Here is a 17,340-nt window from a genome sequence, read left to right on the forward strand (position 1 = left end):
CTGGAACATTCACGACTTCAGTACCGAACCTGGTAAATTTCAACCTCAACGATACGATGTAAATTGTTAAATCAAATCATCAAGCTGCCTGGTCAAAGCACCTTGCAAATCAACACGGTTATCGTCATATATAATCACAGTCCTGGGGTCGGAATGGCGGCTTAACTTTTGAGTAGCCCGAATATTACCATTATTTTGGTTCAGCGCTTCAGTAATAGCGCTATGCCTTACCCGGTGGGGACTCATCTGCTTTTCAATTCCTGCCAACTTACAATATTTGATAACAATTAAACGTATCGCTTCCCCAGTTAACCGATTCCCAAACCTTACTGGATCAAGGGAAATAAAAATGGGTTCGTTGGGCTTATCAGCAGCATTAGATGCTTGCAACCAATCAGAAATTGCAGCAGCCGTTTTTTGAGAAATTGTCACCAGCTCCCGTTCCCCATTGCGTCCCTTACCACTAACCTCGATTTGACATCTAGCATATTTAAAATGCTTCACATCCAAACTGGGAATCTCCCCGCGCCGCAGAGCATTACTCCAAAGCAGCCGCATGATGGAATAATCGCGCTTCCCCGCTAAAGTCGAAGTATCAATCGCCTCAAATAGCTTAATCACCTCTGGAACTTCTATCCCCTTAGTATCCCGATAGGGTCTAACTTTCTCATTTTTAATCACTTCCAGGTCGTAATTGCAGATATCAAAAATCTGCCCCATCTCCACCAAAGACTTAATCGCGCTGATTCTGCGGTTAATTGTCGCTGGCGCTAAACCTTGCTCGAAAAGATGCTTGCGGTAGGCAACCACCACCGATATTGCCTGGGTTTTTGATAGCCCTAAAAATTCGCGGGCCAGGTCGGATGTTAATTCGCGACCGGGGGCGATGAGACTGAAGAAATTTCGCAAGTCATGGGAATAAGCCCTGCGGGTGTGTTCCGACCGTTTTTGCGTCAGTAAAACTTCGAGAATTTGTTTACTATCGCTCTGTGTAATTCCACTTAAAGAGGTGATAGAGCGGAGGGTGATGATACCAGACATAGACAAAAACCGTTGATTTATAAGGGTTGTGCGCGTTAAGTGCTTGTTAAAACGTACATTCTCACAACCACTTTACATTACGATTAACTTTATTTTCCCCGATTCTTTGGCTTTTTCATGGTCTAAGCGCAAGGATACTTCTGGTATTGGCTGGGAATTTAATCAGAAAACGGGATTGTATCATCCAATTACTTGAACCCGACAGCGATGATTATTTTAATAAACGCAGCTGAGGCGGAAATCCCGGTTCACTCTTTGATAGCTTTACCGTTAAAATAATAGATATTGGTTTATAGGTAAAAAGCATGACAGAAACCAAGTCTACCCGTGTTGTCCGTAGGGGGAGAATATTTCCCGAAATCCAATGGAATGAGTCACAAAAAGCACGACGTGAAGCCGAACGCGAGGCTTTTTACCAACGTTGTAAACCTATTTTTGAGCGAGTAAAATCAGAATTAATTGAAACTCACTACAACTGGTTTGTTGCAGTTGAACCGGATAGTGGAGAATATTTTGTTGATAAAGATTTAGAAGTAGTTTCATTACAATGTCGCGAACAGCATCCAGGCAAAATACACTATACTTTTCGGATTAATGAGTCTGGGGCTTGCGGCACGATATGACGATTTCCGGTTTTTTTGGTGATGAGGAAGCACTACTTTTTGAAATTAATTTAATAACATCAGATGGATTAGAATTACCTGTTGAGGCGATGTTTGATACAGGTTTTTCGTATTGGTTAGCGATTAATGACCAAGATATAGATGCACTTGGTTGGGAGCGTTTACGAGAGCAAACAATGCGAACTGCACGGGGAGATGTAAAATTTGACATCTATGTTGGTCAAGTACTATTTGATGGTCAAGAGTTTGACATCCCTGTACATGTTGGCAAAGATTTAACAGAAGTTTTACTCGGTCGTCAATGGTTAACAAATCGTCGGTTAGTCGTTGATATACAGTCGGGTGAATTGACGTTGGGATAACTACGACCGATAAAAAGAGAGAAAAATCCCTCAAAATTTTTTAAAATTTATCAATTGTTTATTTGTTGGCAGATTTGTTATTAGTGTCTGGTAGACACACAACGGACACGTCACAGACATCTGGTGTCTTTACGTGTCCGCTCTAATGTCTGAACGTGTCCATACTGTATAAGGCTTTTAGCGTTTGGTGTCTGTAGTGTCTGGTGTCCGATGTCCGCAAAAAAGGGGGTTTTGGGGAGCAGACACCAGCCATAGAAAGCGGCTAAATTTGATTGAGCTTGATAACACCGTCGCCTATCCAGTCAGCCTTTCCTGCCCCCACAATTTCGTACATCCAACCCTTAATTTGCTCAACAGTGAATCTCTCCGAGTTGACTTTAAAATTGCCCTTGAACTCCCTAACATCGGCTGTCATTCTCTCGGTTCTGGTGAGATATTCATACAACTTTTGCGCCATTGGTGATAGTTGATTAGGCGCGGATTGGGTATCACTTGCCTTGTCACCAAGATTAATTTCTAGTTCATAAATCCGCTCTAAAGTGGCTTGATCTATGGGGGGAATTAGGTGAGAATCTGCTGCTGATAGAGTGTCACTAAAATCAGATATTTTGGCTGTCATAGTCGGCAGTTCAACTAATATCCATTCGTTGGAACTATCGAGTTTTACCTTGGCAAGACCCGTAGATTTTGGTTGCAGTGTAATTGGATCTACCTGTGCCAAACATTCAACTTGCAGCATTTTAGAAACCAGATTATGTAAGCCTTTAATCCCAAATAAACAAGTCTGGGTATTGTTGTGAGCTACCACAGTTAAAGGCATCTCTTGTTTACGGCTTTTAGTTAATGCCAGCTTCCCGAATTTTGATAGTAATTCCTCATCTTTAATAAAGTCGCCATAGGTGGTGGCTTCTTCACAAATTAGGGCGGTTGCTTTGCCCTCGCTCCAAAGTTTCTGCCGCCATTGCGACTCACTTAAAGATGAATTATTAAAGGTTTTTAACCGTTGTTCTAATTCCTCAACGTATTCGCGGATCTGTTGCTCAATATCCGACCAAGAATGGTAACTTTCAACCCCTCGCCATTCTGCACGGTTACTGTCAGGGTCAAGGACAACAACGCGGTAGCCTGCTTGTTTTTTCTGTTTGGCGACATAACGAGCAAGCCAAGATTTACCACCGCCCTGGTTGCCCCAAATCAGGGCAGTTTGTTTGATGAGGTTTTGCACCCATGCGGTGTTATTGTCGGGTGGGATTACTGGTTGCTGCATTTGCTCCTCCACAGTTCCTGGTGTGCCGTGTGGTAGCTGTGGGGCTGGCTGCTGTTGAGGCTCAAACTTTTCAAAGCTTTGCCCAGAGTCGAGCAGGTGTCCAAATTCGTAATAATCATCCGCCGACATCGCCATGAGTAAAGCTGTCTGCTGCTGTGGGGTGATACTAGCTATAAACTGTTGTCTAGCCTCAGCGATTTTAATCCCACGCAAGTATTTCAACAGTTCGTTACCAGACAGGTCTAGCAGTTGCTCACCTAGTCTTACGCTGTAAGAAGCTTTTACGCCCTCAAATTGTTTAGTAGCTCGGTAGTGGGGTCTAATGTCGCTGAGATAGTCTTTGGCTTTGCTTGTCAAAAACAAACCAATTCCCCCCAACACCATCGCTCCTAGCCCAAAGTGAATCTTAAACGGATTATCAGCACTTAGTTCTCGGAATACATATAAGCTTTCATGCTGGAGAAATGCCCACTCGTTATAGTTGGGGTTGCTGGTGCGGTACTGATTAGCCTTCAAGTAGGGTTCGGGAATTTGCGATCTCTGTTCATAACGGCAATACTTATTACCCAAAAGTAAACGCTCTGTATCTCCCTCTGCCTCTAGTGGAGCATCATGTATCCTGGCTGATTTTGGGTAAAAACATATTTCTTTCTTGGCTATCCCGTCGCCTAAATGACCTACTACAACACAAATCACCGCCCCTAGTACCGATGCCATCATCAGGAGATTTAGACGCAGTGGCAGACTATAACAACGCTGGTTAAGTTCTGATGGTTTTACGTCTTTCATTTCTTACGCCAGTAGAAACATAGGACAACAGAAACAACGGCGGCTAACCCAAGAAATAACCCGTAATTAGTTTCTTTGGGCTTCTCGATGCCCAAGGATGCTTTTACCTGCTCAGTCACGGTAGAAAAACTGTTACGGGCTATTTTGTCCATGTCTTGGGCATCACCTGTCAACTTCCATGAACTAGCGGCTAGCGTTGCAGAGCGAATTACACCAATGCCAAATTTTTGGCGGTCGCTCATTTGGGGAATGATGCTGTTGTGAAATCTTAAGTAGCAGAGGGTAGCCGCCAAGGATGCCCCAACGGGTAAGCCAGCAATGACTATTGGGAATAGTCCAACACTGCCAGCAAGGTAGAGATATTGGGTTGATGTGATTTGCAATCCTGCCAGGAATGCACCTTGAGCAATGCCTTGAATTATGGTGATACTGCTGTCAGTTTCAGATATCGCCTGCTGTAAGAGTTCCGAGTCATACTGTTCACCGTCTACAGACTGTACGCCAAGGTCTACAATCTCTGCATCAAAGTAAATTGGTGTTTGTTTTTGATTGTTGGTCAACATAGGAACACCTTTGGGAAGAAAGTTAGCCCAGGTTTAGCTCCTGGGCTTTTATTTAGATTTAGTCGAGTAAGCGTCTAAAGAAACCTTTGGCACGATTAACAGCGTTAGAACCGTGTCTGTGAATGTCTTTTAAGGTTTCTTTAGCTCGGTCTGCGGGTGAAAGTCCTTGTTGCTTGTCCTTGACCTGCTGCCAAAGTTGAGTTTGTGCCTTGGTAGCGTCAATCTCAATGGTTCTGAGCGTTGCACGGTGCGATTCACCCAATAAGTTAAGTGTCCTAGAGTGCCGAAACTGTTCTTGGGCTAGTTGGTTATCAGATGCAATCACTTTTTGCTGTAGGCCATAGCCTAAACGGGTATCACTGACCCTAACCTTTGACCAACCCTCAGCCATTTTGTTGATGCTCGTACCTGCGGCGGTGAGAAACTGGGTTTCTTCTGCCATGACGGTTTCAGTTGCCTGTAAACCAAGTGATAGGTTGCCGAATACTGCCTTAGCATTTTGGGCGCGTTGGGTTTGCTTGATTCTAAAATCTGCCACAGTTGCAGCTGCTGTCTGATTGCCGTCTAGGGCTTGGAATACGGTTTCTTGGCTAATGCCCGAAAGGGAATGCAAAGCGGCATAGGTGATGGGTGCATCCAGTTTGAGTTTTACTGTCCGGTTCATCACTCCCACGCTCCTAGTTCTTCCAATCTTGTAAAGATGTTGTTTGCTTTGTCTCTAGTTGCGTGATCCGTAATGTCATTTAGTGCTGTTGAATCGCCTTCTGCAAGTCGAAAAATCGTTTCGTCTGGTAATTCAGAGCCAAAATTCCCTAAAAACTGACCATGAGTTAAAGGGTTTGGTGTTTCATCAATTGTTTCAAACTGGTCATAGATTCCAGATTGCAAGTATGGCAGTGTTTCTTGGATTATCTGCTGCTGCTCTGGTGTTCTACCTAAATTGGGTAGGAATGGATCATCATTAGCAACTATCTCTGCTGCTGATTGCGCCAATTCTCTTGGGCATCCATTGTTAGTTAGGGCGTTTAATGCGGCGAAAAATAGATTGGAGTTATTCATCTTGATAAAATCTCTGTGTGTTGTTCTTTTGCAACCAGAGGGCGATCGCCAGCTTGCCGGCGAATGCGATCGCTCTCCCCATTACTGAAAAAAGCCTTCCTTTGATACATCCACAGCAGTGGCTGTTACTTCCCACCCCAGCGCGTTGAAAAATTGGGTAACATCGCCTATCGTGACATCTGCATCAATTTGCAGTGCTAAAAATTGGGGATGCTGCCTGATTTGGGTGAGTAATTGTTGGGCTTGTGCAACTAATTCTGGCAGTGCTTGATTCTGCATAATTCACCTCATCAAAATATTGATAACTGCAATGATTCTTGACTTAGTACGGAACTATTTATTTTTGCCCCCTCAACTTCATAACAGCGAGTAGTTAAAGCTTTGTGATTCAGCTTAAAATCCGCTTTCTTTCGTTGTCCTGCTAGTGGGCGGAAGATGTATTGTGGTGCTTGGATTGTGCCTGTGCTATAGCGGTATTGGTACAGTGTTCGGTCGATTTGGTAAACCTTCGACTGGGTAAGTAAAGTTGAGTCATACACTCTATTTAGGTTCTTCATGAAGCGACTCCCTTAAACTGACTAACCATAGAAGCTATTCCTGCTTTATTCGGGTGAGTTGCTGTTGTTGTAGATGCCTGACTTTGATTTTTGGAAAATGTTTGTAAATTGACCCCACCCTGAAAAATGAGCTTTTCTACTGCTGCTGATAGTGCTTGTGTTGGCGCATCAGCAGGGATATTGAACATCTGGCACAGTTCCTCAACTGCTAAGTAAGAAATGGTTATACGCCGAGATTCGTATGACGTTTTATCAGCCACTTGTTTATACTCCTGTCGAGATTTCTGTTAATAACTTCAGTCCAAACGCATTGATGAATTGGGGATTTGGTAAGACCACAAAGCCTAAGTCAGCGAGATTTTGATCCACCACTGGCAGTGAAACACCACCACCCCAAGCAACAAGATATTTAGCACGGTCTAAGTAATTGCTAGAAGTGACGAAATTAGCGAATTTTTCAATTCTTGTAGACCACCATTCATCAAGACATTGGCTGTATTCAGCTTCAAAATTCTTGCCTGTAAGGTGATTACCTCCATAAGTTAAAGTTCCTTCTAAAATCCCTCGGTTCACTAAAGAAGATGAGTGTTTGACATCTTTGGACAGCAGACTTACTTTGTCATTCCGCTTGTCTAATGCTTCTGCAATCATTGAGTGCAACTCACCACATCCACCTTCAATCAGGTGACGGTCTATGACTGCACCATTGCCGTTAAATACGGTAATTAGCCAAGTGGATGAACCAATATCAAGCCCGATGGCAATTTCCGACTCTTCTAGGGCTAGAGTTGGTTCACCAAATAAGCAATGAGCGATACTTCCAAAACCTTCTGGGTAAATACCTGTGACTGCGATTTCTACTGTTTTGGTGACAATCTCACGATTTACGGGGTGCTTGTGTTGGAAGGTGTGAACACCTTGAACTCTGCGTTTAATCTCCTCTCCCCAGCGTTCTGGGTTGTGGTTGCTCAAACTAATTTCTAGTTTCATCTCGGAAGGAATATTGAGAACTGCTAAGTCTGCAAGGATGCTTTCTAATGCCAGTTCTGCTTTTTTGGCTTTATCTTCGTGTAGCAGGGTGTGGTCAGCTTGGGAAAGCGCTGCACTTCCCCAAAAGAATTGAATGTCTTTTAAGTCAAGGCGTGAACCTTCGAGATAACGCACCCAGCACCCATCTTTAGATATGGTTTCGTGAAGGTGGATGTTGCGGTTGCGAACTACTGAGTATGCGGCTGGCATCATGATAGAAAAATCACCATAAATTGCCTTCCCATACCCAGCACCGGGGTCTTTACCTGCGATGAGGGTATTTAGTCCAGAATTGGCAAGCAAAGATGCTTGACTGAGCCAAGAATTGGCATCGGTGTATGTGGTTGTCATGGTTCAGTTTTAGGTGAAAGTATCGTATTACTTATGATTGAGAGGTTCTAAGCAATATTTGCATTAATCCGCTCATCCAATTTTTGGTCAGTCTCTATGACCTTTTTGGTAAACGTTAACTTTGTTGTATGCCTTTTTTTGGCTGACAACTAAACTATAGCACCATAGCACCGAGTTAGTGGTGCTATTACATTAAATGTTCTGATAATTCTCGATAGAATAAAAAGTGGTGCTTATGTGCTATACAAATAGGGTGCTATAAGTAACAATATGGGTAGAAATGCAAAAGAGCCTGTTTTTATCAGGCTCCGTGTTGAGTCTGATAAACGTGATCGTTTTAAAATCGCTTGCATCAGACTCAAAACCAATATGGATACGGTACTCAATGAACTTCTAGATAAATGGCTAGAAGAAAATGATCCCTCACCAGACAAGTAATGGAGAGTGCCTATGATTGAAGGAAAACTGGAAGTAACAATCAAAATTAATGAACTGCCTCAAACCAATACCGTAGAAAACGGCTGGCAACAGTTCGAGGTTGACTGTGGCGGACGTATTATCAGCGTTACAGTCAAACCAAAAATTTGGAAGAAACTCACCGATGCCCAAGCTAACTACCCCCAGTGGGTAGCCGCAATCGCTGGCAAACTCGGTCAACAAACAGAAAATGGCTTTGTACTGGAAGAGCCAAACATTCAGGTTTTTGAAAAAAAGGTGAAAACAGAGACGACCGGAGCGGCTAGTGCTGTTTGAACGAGAATCCTTATTCAGATTGGGTAATCACGCCCCATCTGAGTGGGCTAAAAACCTTCAGATTTTTCCGTAAACAAACATCAACAAATGTGGAGAAATTTAAAGTAAAAAATAAAACTAATATAAGTTGCAGAGGACAAGAACTTTTGTAAAATCAAGCTATTGCTTAAATTAAGCGTATAACGGAGGTACTTAATAGAACAGCACCAGAAATTAAAAGGACAAAGAGCCACTAAGTAGTGAACGCTTTGCCCGACAGAAAAAATTAAATATTTCAAATATTGGGAAGCGGGGTTTATCTCTTAAGAACCAAAAAAGTGGAGTGTAGTTGGTAGCTCTCACCACTGATTGGCAACAGAGATTGTTCCGCGCTGCTTACTCATATTATATGAGTTCTTGTGGAAATTTCTATATTTTCACTGCCGAATTTTGCCCCAAAATTTATCAATTTTTTTGCTCAAAAAAATTATAAATAAGCAAAACAGTAAATCTCATAGATATAAGGTCTAGCAGCGCGTTAAACCCCTCCAAATACTGAAAAACAAGTATTAGAGGGAAAAAGCTGTGAAAAATAGTAACTGTGGACTACAACAAATAGAAGTCACAGAGAGGTTCGAGATCATCTCCCGCCCCTCTCACATAGAAGCAACCCACTGGAATGAATGGTTAGCCAGTGCTGTTGACCCTGGAATCATTGAATTAAACGTTATTTCAGTCTCAGGCACAGCCGCCTATGACTATCTGTTCTACGGTCAAAACGTCCCCCGCCGTAACGATGGAAGACTCAGAGACGGCGTACTGAAGAAGTATCGCCACATCGAGGGACTTTCCTGGTGGTGCAGTGGCATCGACCCACTCAACGATGAAAGCCCCATGCAGTGGGGCTGCATGAAACCAGACCGCCCCAGGCGCGACCCGAACAAAGTCCATAAAGTCATCAAATACGAACATCCGTTGCGAGTGCCAACAAGGGCATTCTTCCTAGCTGTACCGGATGAAATCTGGGAGGTTGTGGCCGCACGCTATGAAAAACCCATCAGTGATGAAGATAAAACCAATGGCTTCTGGCACTGGATATGGAAATATAACATCCCCGTTGTAATTTGTGAAGGAGCCAAAAAAGCCGGGGCATTGCTCACCCTTGGCTATGCGGCGATCGCCCTCCCTGGAGTCAACGGTGGCTACCGCAGCCCTAAAGATGAACTGGGGCAACCCACCGGGGAAAAACATTTAATTCCAGACCTGCAACACTTCGCCACACTGGGACGTAAATTTACCATCTGCTTTGACCACGACACCAAGCCAGAAACAATTCAACGGGTCAACATTGCCATTGCCCAAACCACTAAGCTGTTAACGGCTTGTGGCTGTCAAGTCCTCATTACCGAGTGGAATTATCCCGAAAAGGGCATTGATGATTTAATCATTGCCAGGGGGTCAGATGTCGCCCATGAAGTGATAAGCCTTGCACTCACATTAGAGCAATGGCAGGTGAAAAGCTACAATCGCCTGTCCTATGAGCCTGCGTTGACCCTGAATCAGCGTTATCTAGGAGAATTAGCAATCCCTGATGAGGCTAAACTGATTTTGCTCAAATCCCCCAAAGGCACAGGTAAAACCGAGTCATTGATCGCCATTGTTGCCGAAGCGATCTCCTGCGGTCAACCAGTGCTACTGTTATCTCACCGAGTACAGTTAGCCCAAGCCCTAGCCGACCGTTTAGGCATTCCCTACATTAGCGAAGTCAGAAACAGCGAAACTGGCATTTTACTCGGCTTTGCCTTGTGTGTTGACAGTTTACATCCTTATGGACAAGCCAGATTTAACGCCCTTCATTGGAAAAACCCCCTAGTGATCATTGACGAATCAGAGCAGGTAATTTGGCATTTACTCTCTGCCACCACCGAAGTGAAAAAACATCGGGTTGAAGTCCTTAACCAACTAAGACAGCTGTTCAAGAATACCCTTGCCCCTGGTCGCGGCAGAATTATCTTGGCTGATGCTGATTTATCGGATTTATCCGCCGAGATGATCATGGGTCTAGCAGAAACCAAAGTTAGCCCTTGGGTAGTAGTCAACACTTGGAAGGGTCAGCCAGTGAACATTTACCACTACAGACAGACTACACCTATCTGCTGGTTAGCTGCCCTAGAAGCTCATATTAAAACGGGGGGTAAGCCGTTTATTGCCGTTGACGCTCAAAAAGCCAAATCTAAATGGGGAACCAAGGTTTTAGAGGCGAAGTTAAAGAAAAAATTCCCCGACCGCAAAATACTTCGCATTGACTCCGAAAGCATTGCCGACCCAGAACACGAAGCTTATGGCTGCATTGAGCGCCTGAATGCAGTGCTAATGGAATATGACATTGTGCTGGCTTCCCCTTCCATTGGTACAGGGGTGAGCATCGACATTAGAGGGCATTTTACCAGCGTTTGGGGATGCTTCCAGGGAGTTGCCCCAGAAAATGCTACTCGCCAAGCTTTAGCCCGTGTCCGTGAGCAAGTAGAGCGCCATTTGTGGGTTGGCCGTCACGGAATCGGCAAGGTGGGGAATGGAGGAACGAACCTTAAATCACTCCTGGCTAGTGAACATCAATGCTTTAAAGCTCATCTGAGGCTGTTACAGGATGCTTCATTGGTAATAGATGATGAAATCAACATCAACCGCACTGCTTTGGCCATTTTCGGTAAAATGTCTTGTCGGATTAATGCTGGGATGATTCATTACCGGGAGTCGGTGCTGTCAGCATTAACCGAGGAGGGCCACAACATTATCGATGTTGATGACAACACAAGAAGAATCATATTAGAAAAACTGATTACTAAGCAAAGAAATGACCTGTACAATGCCGAGTGTGAGGATGTCTGTGCTGCTGATACCAGCCAATTGACCCCGGCTAAATATGAGGCATTACAACAACAACGCTCTAAAACCACGACTGAACGCAACATTGAACGCAAATACAAGCTCGAACAGCGTTATGGCGTGGAAGTTACCCCGGAACTGGTGAAAAAGGACGATACTGGCTATTATCCACAATTGAGGCTGTGTTATTACCTAACATTAGGCAGGGAGTATGTTGCCGAGCGCGACCGCAAGCTAGGGGAAAAGATGCTTCAAGCTAAAAGCGCATGGCTACCGGATTTTAACGGCGGCCAGAAGAGTTTGGTGATTCATGCCTTAGAAATGTTCAACATCCCCAATTTCATCAAAGGCGATCGCTCATTCAGGGGGACTGATGAGGACTTGGTAGAGATGGCTAACAATGCTCTAGGAGTAAAATGGCAAGTCAAAACCGTGCTAGATATTACCTTAAATGATAATGACAGCCCCATCGTCATCTTGCGCCGCTTTCTGAAGAAGATAGGGCTGAAACTTAAATATAAGGGTCGAGATGGCACAGGAGATCGCCAACGAATTTATCATGTGGTTGGTGCTGACGATGGACGTGAGCAAATCTTCCAGTACTGGCTGGCTAAAGAGAAAGAGAAAGCCGCAGCTTAACAATAATTCCAATTCTCCACCCAACTAAATAGCTGTGCGGCGTTGTAGTCCTTTGATTACAGCTAGTTTCGCCGTGCGTTGATTACGTCTAATCCGCGTTTTTAGAGAGCTAGTAAGCTTAACAATTTGAAAGTTGACGAAAATACAATCTCAAAATGCCAGTTTTTTGTCACGTCCACTAACGGTAATTAAATAGATAAACAAGTTTACTGGACAAGTAATAAAATCCAATCCTCATAAACACCTCAAACCCCCAATATTTCATATACAGTGTTGGGGCGGCTGGGGCTTAATGCCTCCCCTTGCATTGGTAATGTGCTTGATACTCTGTTTTACAGCAGGGAAGCACAGACAATACTGCTATGTAAGGTATTTATAATGTGCTTTTACCGTAAAAAGCATTGTTAGCACATTAATAATACTGCTATCTAGAGTTTAAATAATGTGTCAATAAGGTATTCCACATTAATAGTGCATAACAATTACTGCTAAATACGGCATAAGCAATGTGTAAATGCCGTGTTTAACATTAGTAGTGCATGAAAATTACTGCACTCTCATGTACAGCCCATGTGTAAAAGCAGTAGTAGTTTTAGAACCAACGATTTTTGTAGTATTTCCGGCTCAAAAAACTGGCCAAAAATTTTTGCGTACTGTGCGAGGGTTCAAATCAAAAAAACTTGATATTCCATTAACATGGTTCTGACATGAAACCACCATAGATTTACCAAGGATTTAACAGAGCTTGGTTGAGGGGATAATTTTCCTGACCATGAATTTCACATGGAATTGACTAGGATGTAACATGAAAATCCCCTGGTTTTACCATAGATTGCACATAAAACTGACATGGCATACCGAACAGTTTTATTACCTAAAATTAGCCATACTGAGAAAAGCTTTTTTCACTAACCCTGCCCTTGAGTGTTGGACTGCGGCGGGAAAAATTTTGGACGCTCGCCAGAACCTAACTGCCAACCTGTGACTTTCACCAAATATTTCTCTTCAGAGAGCCTCTCGGTTTCAGCCAGCCGCTTTAAAGTAGTAGCGGTCATGTCTAGACGGCGCATGATTTCGGTTTTACTCAACCCCTCCCTGGCTTCCTTAACAGAGTAGATAAACTGACCGCCCTCAATGCTGGTGTTCTCTGCCAGATGCTCCTCAACCCCACTCGCTAGGCTAATAGCTCCAGCTGCGATGAGGGCTTCCCTTAACTGCTGCATCTGCTGTTCTAGCATTGCCAACCTAGACGGGAGATTCTGTTGCTCTAGCGCTGCCACTCTAGGGCCAATGTCGGTATTTCCCAATGGGCGACCGTCTTTTTGCAGGAAGTGTTCGACAATCAGCGAGACAGCAGAGGAGACAGAGCGTTGGTAATTGTCACCCATCCACTTCTTGAGTTGCTCATGCACATCCTTGGGTAAATAGGCTGTGACTTGTACGCTCTTGCTATCAGCTTCATCCATACGTTGCCCCCACGGTTTTTTAATGTGTATGCAATGTGTATGTGCAGTGGAATGCTTTACTCAAGCATTGCCAATACTGCATTTCACTGTACTAATAATGTAGCAAGTGCTGTTAAATGCTGTAGTACAGCGGTGTGAACGCTTCTACACGAGACATCGCCAAAAAAGCAGGTATTTCTGAAGCTGTTATCTATCAACGTTTTGGTACAAAGGAAGACTTGTTTTTCGCAGCCATGAAGTGAAGAGAAGCCCAACTTGACTTGATTTTCGATATTCAACCAGGTTTGGCGGATGTAGTCAAAAACCTTGAGTATGTAAGTCGGAAAATTATTGAATACTTCCGCGAGGTAATGCCAATATTTTTGACACTCATCAGCCACCCATCGTTCACCATGCAAACTTTTCTTGCACGGCATAGTGTACCTGCCGTACAACTTAGTCTTTAGCTGATGGATTATCTGATAGCTGAGTCCAAGTTAGGTCGAGTGAGCAAAGATAAAATTGCCGTTGCTATTAATGTTTTACTTTCACACTTACATAACATTGCATTGTACGAAAGTATTGGAGTACCTAAAGAAGCACAAATCCATGATGCTGTAGCTGATGCGCTCTTCGTTTTATGGTCGGGCTTGAGTCCGTAATGTAATGAAGAGAGAAAATCTATGAACTTCATTTGAAAAAGATTAATTGCCTCAATCCGGCGTGCTTGTAAAGTCCGCTTGTGATTTTTCTATCTACCCATATCCATTAAATTAAATTGACGATTATTGCTATTTATCATTTAATCTACTATTTTCAAGGAGTAGCGAAATTTAATTCTAAAAGCGGTGAAAATTCCGTGTTCAGCTATTGGTAAAAACCAATGCTCAATAGCGGCAAGTGCCGTAGCGTGATATTACCCAAAATCTCTCGTGTTGCTGCCCCAATCCGGTTACACTCGTCCTCGGCTCTCCCCCGAAATCTGGGCTAGAAGCAAGCCGTGTCTTTTGCCTGCGGCAAACCTCGCTCCGCTCGGACAACAGGCTTGCCAAAGGGGGAAGTATCCCCGCTTTGGAAACCCCCTCTCGCTGTGTTGCAGTTATGCGCCCAAAACTGTCAAAAAACCTGCTGCGTAACAAGACATTAGAAGCTCGTGTTAATGCAATCGAACACGAGATGATTAAGCAAAAAGCACAAGACGCTGGACTATCGATAGCTGAGTTTACAAGACGTAGTGTTTTATTAAAACCATTGCCAAGGCGACTGAGCAAAATAACCCTCTTCACATATAGAGAATTAGTCCGCATTGGCAACAACATTAATCAACTCACTAGAGCAACAAACGCCGCCCTAAAAATGGGAGTGCGACCACCAGCAAATCCATCCCAACTAGAAGAATTGCGAAATCTTCTACAGCAAATTGGTCGGGAATTATCTTCTATTGAAACTGAAGTCACTGATGATGATGACATTGACGATGAAGATAACGAAGAGTGGGAGTAAAAATGATTGGCAACCAAACCAAAGGTAAAAGCTTCCGTGGACTCTTGGAATATTTAGAGAATCGAGAAGATTCATCTTTAATCGGCGGTAATATGTTCGGGAGAAATGCTAGAGAACTGTCTAGAGAATTTCGACTATCTCGACAACTCAATCCAGAAGCTCTTAAAGTAGTTCACCATGTTTCACTTTCACTAAGCCCAGGCGAACAGCTAGACAATGATACTTGGTGCGAGATAGCAGAGAAATATATGGAAGCAATGGGTTACATATCTAACCAATATGCCATCTATCGCCACAGTGACCGCGACCATGATCATATACACATTTGCGCTAGTAGAATCAGTTTGGATGACGGCAAGATTACGAGTGATAGCTGGGAGTATGTACGTTCAGAAAAAATCATTCGCCAGCTAGAGCGAGAATATGGTTTACAGCCGACTATTAGTAGTAAAGAAAAACTTAACCGCGCCCCAAGCATAGGACAACAGCGCCGATTGGAAAGAGAGCAACTGGAGTACGAGCAGGGTGAGAGAAACACGCCGCCACAACAGCCAATTAAAACCCAACTAATTGAACTAATCGACCGCGCCACAATAGATAAACCGACCATGCCCCAACTGGTGGAACGATTGCAGCTAAAAGGTGTAGAAGTGCGCCACGGTGTAACACGCAATGGCAAAAGTAAAGGCATCTCTTATTCGTGGAATGAGCAGAAATTTAGCGGTACATCTTTGGGGCCTGCCTATACCTTTCCTGGACTGCAAAAACATAAATCTATTGACTATCAGCCTCAACGCGATGACGAGCGGATTGAGTATCTGTTGAACAATCGTGTCGGGCGAGCAGTTGACAACCTTGAACTCATAAATGCGATCGCTGATTTTATTGAACAGTCAGCAGCCGAGTCAACCTTGGTGGAAACTTTACCACAATTAATAGAACAACTGTCCGTGTATGAGCAGCAGTTAGAACAAGGAAGAACCACATTAGATGACCTGCGACCGGCAATTGCTCAAAAGGAGCAACAGCTTTCATCTCAAACAACAGTGGATGCAATCGCTCAAAATAAAGCTCAACCTTTAACCACCGATAAACCAAAGCCAAAAGAAAATTCTTTAGCCGAGTTATATAAGTATTACAGTACCGAATTGCCAAACTTATTATTGACTGACCGAGACAAAGAAATTGCTAATAGAGCGTTATTAGATAATCGGCCAGTAAAAGAAGTTGAAGAAATTATATTAGCCAGTCCCGCCCGATGGACTACTGAGGAAGCTAAAGCATTAGTTTTAATCGCTAACAATCAACTGGCATCTAATAAAGAGCAGATACAAACTAAAGCAGGGGTAGCTGGGGGAGAGGTGCAGCACTTGGAGAAAGAATTATCCCTCAATTACTCTCTTTCCTCCCCTGCCTCCTCAGCTTCCCCTGCTCCCCCAGCCCTGCCATTTACGCCACCATCAGAAGATGAGAAGCTATGGCCTGCATTAAAAAATTACCTGACTCAACAACGCGGCATCTCGTCAAATTTAGTCGAAACATTACATCGTAAAGGTTTGGGTTACATAGACCAGCAGCGAAAAGTTGTATTTATCAAGCGTGATCTCAATGGTGAAAAATCAGGCGCACTGGTTTGGGACACCCCAAAGCAAGATGATCGCTGTTCGCAGAACAGCGAAAACACCCAATCAAGACAGAGTTGGTTTCACATCAACTTGGGTAGAGAAACAGACGATAAAATCGAGAGAGTATTTTTGTGCGACTCACCCATTGATGCACTGACGTTAGCACATATGGATATGAATGCACACAAGGGGCTGCCACCAGTCAAAACAATGTACTTGGTAGTGGATGACCCGGATAACTTGCCATTAGAATTCCTCAAAAATATCAGCAGAATTGGGCTGGCATTTAGTAAAGATGACCAAGGTAAAGAAACAGCCAAAACTGTATTAAAATTGTTGCCCCAAAGTAAGCAACTTCCACCCAATAATCACAGTTGGAATGAGGATTTGCTAGAAATACTGCACATAGAGCAGGAGAAACGCAGACAGCAGCAGCGCGGTTTAAGTCGGTAATCTCATGTTGCGCCGACGAACTCGTTGCCGCTTCGCTCGACTCTTGCGGTAGCAGGGACGGGCAGAATGATTACTGGTTGGGCTAACTAGATCCACAAGCCCGCCCCTGCTACTCCACTTTGTCGCAAGAGTCGCAACGATTTCTTGAATCTGGTATGCCAATACTCTCCAGCCAACAGCAATAACTCAAATCAAAAAAAAATCTGAATTTTTTATCCGCTAATGTTTTCAGGGTTTACATTGCGGCTAATGACTGGCTGAACACTTTTGCACCATTTTGGTGTAATTATTGCACCAATCCCTTGTTTGAGTGTATACTATCGTGTAGCAGCAGATTTGCCTTATTTCCCTAATCCAAAACTAAAATCTAAAATCTAACACTGAAACTAACATTTAATCTCAACACTGAAACTAAC

The 17,340-nt window shown here is 43.6% G+C and carries 19 protein-coding genes; 9 read left to right on the plus strand and 10 right to left on the minus strand.

Features of this window, described 5'->3' with window-relative positions:
- Positions 1 to 66: 66 nt before the first annotated feature.
- Positions 67 to 1,041 (minus strand): tyrosine-type recombinase/integrase, encoded by a 975-nt coding sequence (locus HGR01_RS40215; RefSeq protein ID WP_045875018.1) that lies wholly within the window; start codon positions 1,039 to 1,041, stop codon positions 67 to 69.
- Between the two features lie 305 nt (positions 1,042 to 1,346).
- Between HGR01_RS40215 and HGR01_RS40220 the strand changes: the two genes are divergently transcribed.
- Complete coding sequence (locus tag HGR01_RS40220; protein ID WP_045875017.1) at positions 1,347 to 1,664, plus strand: hypothetical protein; 318 nt, start codon at positions 1,347 to 1,349, stop codon at positions 1,662 to 1,664.
- A complete protein-coding gene (locus HGR01_RS40225) occupies positions 1,661 to 2,026 on the plus strand; it encodes a retroviral-like aspartic protease family protein (RefSeq protein ID WP_045875016.1) in 366 nt (121 codons plus the stop codon). The genes HGR01_RS40220 and HGR01_RS40225 overlap by 4 nt, the downstream gene beginning before the upstream one ends.
- Positions 2,027 to 2,288: 262 nt before the next feature.
- Here the strand turns inward: HGR01_RS40225 and HGR01_RS40230 are convergent, their stop codons facing one another.
- The 8 genes from HGR01_RS40230 to HGR01_RS40265 all read right to left on the minus strand — a co-directional run bounded on the left by HGR01_RS40230 (position 2,289) and on the right by HGR01_RS40265 (position 7,641).
- On the minus strand, positions 2,289 to 4,082 hold the full coding sequence (locus tag HGR01_RS40230) for an ATP-binding protein (RefSeq protein WP_081584191.1): 1,794 nt from the start codon (positions 4,080 to 4,082) through the stop codon (positions 2,289 to 2,291).
- Positions 4,079 to 4,645, minus strand: a complete 567-nt coding sequence (locus HGR01_RS40235; protein ID WP_045875015.1) for a hypothetical protein — start codon at positions 4,643 to 4,645, stop codon at positions 4,079 to 4,081. The genes HGR01_RS40230 and HGR01_RS40235 overlap by 4 nt, the downstream gene beginning before the upstream one ends.
- A 58-nt stretch (positions 4,646 to 4,703) precedes the next feature.
- The gene (locus HGR01_RS40240; RefSeq protein ID WP_045875014.1) at positions 4,704 to 5,309 is read right to left on the minus strand and encodes a hypothetical protein; all 606 of its coding nucleotides are present in this window, start codon (positions 5,307 to 5,309) and stop codon (positions 4,704 to 4,706) included.
- Positions 5,309 to 5,704, minus strand: coding sequence for a hypothetical protein (locus HGR01_RS40245; RefSeq protein WP_045875013.1), 396 nt, complete (start codon positions 5,702 to 5,704; stop codon positions 5,309 to 5,311). The genes HGR01_RS40240 and HGR01_RS40245 overlap by 1 nt, the downstream gene beginning before the upstream one ends.
- A gap of 81 nt (positions 5,705 to 5,785) precedes the next feature.
- Complete coding sequence (locus tag HGR01_RS40250; RefSeq protein ID WP_045875012.1) at positions 5,786 to 5,983, minus strand: hypothetical protein; 198 nt, start codon at positions 5,981 to 5,983, stop codon at positions 5,786 to 5,788.
- An 11-nt stretch (positions 5,984 to 5,994) separates the two neighbouring features.
- Positions 5,995 to 6,261, minus strand: a complete 267-nt coding sequence (locus HGR01_RS40255) for a hypothetical protein (protein WP_045875011.1) — start codon at positions 6,259 to 6,261, stop codon at positions 5,995 to 5,997.
- Positions 6,258 to 6,521 (minus strand): hypothetical protein, encoded by a 264-nt coding sequence (locus HGR01_RS40260; protein WP_235623158.1) that lies wholly within the window; start codon positions 6,519 to 6,521, stop codon positions 6,258 to 6,260. Before HGR01_RS40260 ends, HGR01_RS40255 begins: the two co-directional genes overlap by 4 nt.
- A gap of 4 nt (positions 6,522 to 6,525) precedes the next feature.
- On the minus strand, positions 6,526 to 7,641 hold the full coding sequence (locus HGR01_RS40265; RefSeq protein ID WP_045875009.1) for a ParM/StbA family protein: 1,116 nt from the start codon (positions 7,639 to 7,641) through the stop codon (positions 6,526 to 6,528).
- A 270-nt stretch (positions 7,642 to 7,911) separates the two neighbouring features.
- Here HGR01_RS40265 and HGR01_RS40270 point away from each other — a divergent pair, with 270 nt between their 5' ends.
- The 3 genes from HGR01_RS40270 to HGR01_RS40280 all read left to right on the plus strand — a co-directional run bounded on the left by HGR01_RS40270 (position 7,912) and on the right by HGR01_RS40280 (position 11,898).
- Entirely contained in the window at positions 7,912 to 8,079 is a 168-nt protein-coding gene (locus HGR01_RS40270; protein ID WP_081584190.1) for a plasmid partition protein ParG, read from the plus strand.
- Positions 8,080 to 8,091: 12 nt separating this feature from the next.
- The gene (locus HGR01_RS40275) at positions 8,092 to 8,394 is read left to right on the plus strand and encodes a hypothetical protein (protein WP_045875008.1); all 303 of its coding nucleotides are present in this window, start codon (positions 8,092 to 8,094) and stop codon (positions 8,392 to 8,394) included.
- Between the two features lie 564 nt (positions 8,395 to 8,958).
- Entirely contained in the window at positions 8,959 to 11,898 is a 2,940-nt protein-coding gene (locus HGR01_RS40280) for a plasmid replication protein, CyRepA1 family (protein ID WP_096622372.1), read from the plus strand.
- A 908-nt stretch (positions 11,899 to 12,806) separates the two neighbouring features.
- Here the strand turns inward: HGR01_RS40280 and HGR01_RS40285 are convergent.
- A complete protein-coding gene (locus HGR01_RS40285; RefSeq protein ID WP_045875007.1) occupies positions 12,807 to 13,364 on the minus strand; it encodes a hypothetical protein in 558 nt (185 codons plus the stop codon).
- Between the two features lie 134 nt (positions 13,365 to 13,498).
- On the opposite strand from HGR01_RS40285, the gene HGR01_RS42045 reads away from it, so the two are divergent.
- From HGR01_RS42045 to HGR01_RS40300, 4 genes are all read left to right on the plus strand, one after another.
- Positions 13,499 to 13,606: a helix-turn-helix domain-containing protein gene (locus tag HGR01_RS42045; RefSeq protein WP_071989501.1), complete on the plus strand. Its 108-nt coding sequence runs from the start codon at positions 13,499 to 13,501 to the stop codon at positions 13,604 to 13,606.
- 18 nt (positions 13,607 to 13,624) lie between these two features.
- The gene (locus tag HGR01_RS42050; RefSeq protein WP_168161069.1) at positions 13,625 to 13,810 is read left to right on the plus strand and encodes a hypothetical protein; all 186 of its coding nucleotides are present in this window, start codon (positions 13,625 to 13,627) and stop codon (positions 13,808 to 13,810) included.
- Between the two features lie 634 nt (positions 13,811 to 14,444).
- On the plus strand, positions 14,445 to 14,846 hold the full coding sequence (locus HGR01_RS40295) for a plasmid mobilization protein (RefSeq protein ID WP_045875006.1): 402 nt from the start codon (positions 14,445 to 14,447) through the stop codon (positions 14,844 to 14,846).
- A gap of 2 nt (positions 14,847 to 14,848) precedes the next feature.
- Entirely contained in the window at positions 14,849 to 16,924 is a 2,076-nt protein-coding gene (locus tag HGR01_RS40300; protein ID WP_081584189.1) for a relaxase/mobilization nuclease domain-containing protein, read from the plus strand.
- The last annotated feature ends 416 nt before the right edge of the window (positions 16,925 to 17,340 follow it).

This window comes from Tolypothrix sp. PCC 7712 (genome assembly GCF_025860405.1).
In the GTDB taxonomy this organism is placed as follows: domain Bacteria; phylum Cyanobacteriota; class Cyanobacteriia; order Cyanobacteriales; family Nostocaceae; genus Aulosira; species Aulosira diplosiphon.